The sequence below is a fragment of the Hydrogenophaga sp. genome (assembly GCF_051007235.1).
Lineage (GTDB): Bacteria > Pseudomonadota > Gammaproteobacteria > Burkholderiales > Burkholderiaceae_C > Hydrogenophaga.
On the sequence record NZ_JBPCSJ010000456.1, the window covers coordinates 1 to 3,186 of the forward strand.

The 3,186-nt window shown below is 64.7% G+C and carries 3 protein-coding genes; 1 reads left to right on the plus strand and 2 read right to left on the minus strand.

Annotated features, from left to right (window positions below; translation table 11 throughout):
- Positions 1-277: 277 nt before the first annotated feature.
- Complete coding sequence (gene hemE, locus ACR2JA_RS16275; protein WP_434010120.1) at positions 278-1,375, minus strand: uroporphyrinogen decarboxylase; 1,098 nt, start codon at positions 1,373-1,375, stop codon at positions 278-280.
- A gap of 129 nt (positions 1,376-1,504) precedes the next feature.
- Between hemE and ACR2JA_RS16280 the strand changes: the two genes are divergently transcribed.
- Complete coding sequence (locus tag ACR2JA_RS16280; RefSeq protein ID WP_434010121.1) at positions 1,505-1,981, plus strand: tetratricopeptide repeat protein; 477 nt, start codon at positions 1,505-1,507, stop codon at positions 1,979-1,981.
- A 9-nt stretch (positions 1,982-1,990) separates the two neighbouring features.
- Here ACR2JA_RS16280 and ACR2JA_RS16285 read toward each other — a convergent pair whose 3' ends face one another.
- The gene (locus ACR2JA_RS16285; RefSeq protein ID WP_434010122.1) at positions 1,991-3,061 is read right to left on the minus strand and encodes an integron integrase; all 1,071 of its coding nucleotides are present in this window, start codon (positions 3,059-3,061) and stop codon (positions 1,991-1,993) included.
- Positions 3,062-3,186: the final 125 nt, after the last annotated feature.

The window sequence follows — 3,186 nt, forward strand, 5'->3', positions numbered from 1 at the left end:
GAAGCCTTGTAAATCAAGGCCTTTCTTAAATTGCCTAGAAAAAAAGCAGAAATCAAAAGCCAATCAAATCAACCACTTATGGACGTTGTGCCAGATGCGGCGGCTGGCGAACCCGGCTGTTCGTGCTTGTCGCGCCGCAGCACGAAAAATGTGCATAAGTGAAGCGTGTCAAGTGTTGTTTTCGCCAGATTTTGTGCTATGCGCCCGCCGCTGGGGTCTTTCGGCCTACACGAAACCCGCCCCCCGGCACAGCCGCAGGCCGCGCCGGGCGTGGGTTTCAGCCCTGGGCGCGGATGCGCCTGGAATGCGCGTGCACCGCGTCCACCAGCACCTTCACGCTCTCGGGCGGGGTGTACTGGCTGATGCCGTGGCCCAGGTTGAAGATGTGCGTGGGCCCGGTGCCCGCGCCCTGGTGCGGCTTGCCAAAACTGTCGATCACGGCCGCCACTTCGCGGTCGATCGCCTCGGGCGGCGCGAACAGCACGTTCGGGTCGATGTTGCCCTGCAGGGCTTTTGAATCGCCCACCGCGGCACGCGCCTTGGCCAGGTTCACCGTCCAGTCCAGGCCCAGGGCCTCGCAGTCCAGGCCTTTCATGTCGTCCAGCCACAGGCCGCCACCCTTGGTGAAGACGATGCGCGGAATCACCGTGCCAGTGGCGTCGGTGCGCTTGAGCTGCGCCAGCACGCGCTTGGTGTAGGCCAGCGAAAAGTCCTGGAACTTGCCGTCGGCCAGCACACCGCCCCAGCTGTCGAACACCATCACCGCCTGCGCGCCGGCGTCGATCTGCGCGTTCAGATACGTGGCCACCGAGTCCGCGTTGATCGCCAGGATGCGGTGCATCAGGTCCGGGCGGCTGTACATCAGGCTCTTGACCGCGCGGTAGTCGTCGCTGCCGCCGCCTTCGACCATGTAGCAGGCCAGCGTCCAGGGGCTGCCCGAAAAGCCGATCAGCGGCACCCAGCCGTTCAGCGCCTTTCGGATGCTGGTCACCGCGTCGAACACGTAACGCAGCTTGTCCATGTCGGGCACGGCCAGCGTGTCCACGTCGGCTTCGGTGCGGATGTTGCGCGCGAACTTCGGGCCCTCGCCCTGCGCGAACGTCAGGCCCAGGCCCATCGCGTCCGGCACGGTCAGGATGTCGCTGAACAGAATGGCCGCGTCCAGCGCGTAACGCTCCAGCGGCTGCAGCGTCACCTCGGTCGCGTAGTCCACATTCGTGGCCAGCCCCATGAACGAACCCGCCTGGGCGCGCGTGGCGCAGTACTCGGGCAAATACCGCCCGGCCTGGCGCATCAGCCACACCGGCGTGTGGTCGGTGGACTGGCGCAGGCAGGCGCGCAAAAAGGTGTCGTTCTGCAGAGGGGCAAAGCTCATGGGCGCATCCGGTGTGGGGTTCAGGGGGGAACGGAGATTATCCCGTGCGGTGCAAGGTCGTCACACGCGGGTGCGTTGGAGCCAACACAATGCAACGCACCACCAGCCCCGACGCCACCGAAAGCCGCCATGCCCAAAGCCCCGTTCACCACCACCGCCTGCCTCGTGGCGGCCCTCTGCGTGCTGCCCGCCCAGGCCGCGGACACGCCCTCCAACATGCCCGAACCCCAGGCCGCCCCCGTGGCCGACCCCCTGCGCCCCGCGCGCGACGCCATCGGCGCCCAGCAATGGGACCAAGCGCTGGGCCTGCTGCAGGCCCAGCAGGCCCGGCTGGCCCGCAACGCCGACCTGCACAACCTGCTGGGCTACGTCCACCGCAAGAAAACCCCGCCCGACCTGGACAAGGCCTTTGACCACTACCGCCAGGCGCTGGACATCGACCCCGGGCACAAAGGCGCGCACGAATACATCGGCGAGGCCTACCTCATGCGCAAACAGCCAGCCAAGGCCCGCGAACACCTGCAAAAACTGCAGCGCCTGTGCGGCAACACCACCTGCGAGGAATACCAGGACCTGGCCAAAGCCCTGGCGGCGTACCGGGACTGAGACGGGCCGTCAGGCGGACAGCGCCAGCGCATCCAGCGGGCTGGCCGTGCCGCCGGCCGCCACCTTGAGCACATGCGTGTAGATCATGGTGGTGGACACATCCGAATGCCCCAGCAGTTCCTGCACCGTGCGGATGTCGGTGCCCGCCTGAAGCAGGTGCGTGGCAAAAGAGTGGCGCAGCGTGTGAACAGAGACATGCTTGGCGATGCCCGCCCGCATCACAGCCTGTTTCAACGCCCGGTTCAGCCGATCTTCGTAGAGGTGGTGGCGCCGTTCCACGCCGGTCTGCGGGTCCACCGACAACTTGTGCGACGGGAACACCCAGAACCACGCCCAGCTCTCGCCCGCCCGTGGGTACTTGCGCTCCAGCGCGTGAGGCAGGAACACACCGCTTCGTCCGCTGGCCCGGTCTTGCTCCCAGACGGCCCGCGCATGGGCCAGTTGCGCCTGCAACCGTGGGACCAGTGACTTGGGCAGCATCACCACCCTGTCTTTGTCGCCCTTGCCGCTGCGCACCACAACGGCATGGCGGTCAAAATCCACGTCTTTCACACGCAGGCCCAGCGCCTCGCGCAGGCGCAACCCGCTTCCATACAGCAGTGCCGCCATCATCGCCTCGATCCCCGTCTTCAGGCCCAGCACATACTGCACTTCCTGCCCAGTCAGCACCACCGGAATGCGTTTGCGCTCCGGCGGGTGGCCGATATGCTGCAGCCAGGGCAACTCCATGCCCAGCACCTGCCGGTAGAGAAACAGCAGCGCATTCAGGGCCTGCCGGTGTGTGGACGGTGACACCTGTTTCTCGGTCGCCAGCATGGTCAAAAAGCCCTCCACATCGGCCTGCCCCATTTCGCGCGGGTGACGAAAACCGCCACCACTGCGGGCGGCCCACAACACAAACGCCTTGGCCCAGTAGACGTAAACCTTCTCGGTCTGTAGGCTGTAATGCAGGTAGCGAACCCGTTCGCGCACCTGATCCAGCAGCCTGGCGGACCTGGGAGGGACCCAGTCGGGTTTGTCGGATCTGTTAAACCTGTTCATGCATACAGTATGCAGCTCTACAGGATTGATTTCAAACACATTTTGGGGATGTCATGCGACTTTGTTTAACGGCAGCGTTTGTGGGTATCCGGCGTTTTGCCGTTTAAATCAAAGTTAGCCATTCAGATGCGCCGCCTTGTCAACTTGCCGGAAGTTCGCCAGGC